The organism is Aphanothece microscopica RSMan92, assembly GCF_046613545.2.
Taxonomy (GTDB): domain Bacteria; phylum Cyanobacteriota; class Cyanobacteriia; order PCC-6307; family Cyanobiaceae; genus NIES-981.
The window spans coordinates 1-709 of record NZ_JBKKKY020000287.1 but is presented as its reverse complement, the minus strand read 5'-3'; the positions used below and the strand labels follow the sequence as shown (position 1 = coordinate 709).

Genomic DNA, 709 nt, shown 5'->3' with positions numbered 1-709 from the left:
GCGACGATGGCGGCGCCGCAACCCGGCGCCAAGCCGGCTCACTCGGATTCGGCCGCGAACAGCGCCACCTTGGCCTCGAGTTCCTTGATCAGCATCGCGCCCACGGGGTGTTCTGCAGTGGTGATGCTGTCGCGCACGACGGCGCGGATCGCAAACACATGGGCGTCGAGGAGCGCAGCCGGCGCCGTCGCGCGCGCTTCCTTGGAATCAAGCAGCCGGCAGAGCGAGGCCGCGATCCGCGAAATCAGCGGCGTGCCATAGGTCACGCCAAGACCCTTCAGGTCGTGGGCTCTGAAATAGAGCGTCTCCAGCTCTGGTTCCCCGGCCCCGGGGGCGCGGGCGGCGGCGTGCGCGGCCTCGAGGCGCTTGACCTCGTCGGCAAGCCAGTCGCCGAACTTCTCGCTCATCGCTTCCAGCGCAGCCTGGGCGCGGGCCACGGCGTTGGCGTCAAACCCGCCCAGTTTTCCGCCGAGCTTGGCCTTCAGCGTGTTGGGCGGGGTGATGAATTGCACCCCTGGCTGCGTGGACATCACCGACCCTCCTGTTGACGGCGACCTTAAGCCCAACCTGCTTAACGCAGGCTTTCAGGCGGGCTGGAAAGGATCAATGCGCGAACTGTTCAGTCAGGATGCGTTCGTCGAGCGACCGGCCGCGATCGAACAGCATGGTCATCACCTTGCCGCGGGCCTCCGCGATATCGACCATGGCG

General features: G+C 66.9%; 1 protein-coding gene. It reads right to left on the bottom strand.

The genetic code is table 11. The features are described 5' to 3' along the window. Nucleotides 1-38: 38 nt before the first annotated feature. Entirely contained in the window at nt 39-530 is a 492-nt protein-coding gene (locus ACLD7X_RS17550) for a hypothetical protein (protein WP_425625447.1), read from the bottom strand. Nucleotides 531-709: the final 179 nt, after the last annotated feature.

Excerpts from the sequence above, each read along its gene's own strand:
- ACLD7X_RS17550 (WP_425625447.1), bottom strand. The coding sequence starts at position 530 with ATGTCCACGCAGCCAGGGGTGCAATTCATCACCCCGCCCAACACGCTG.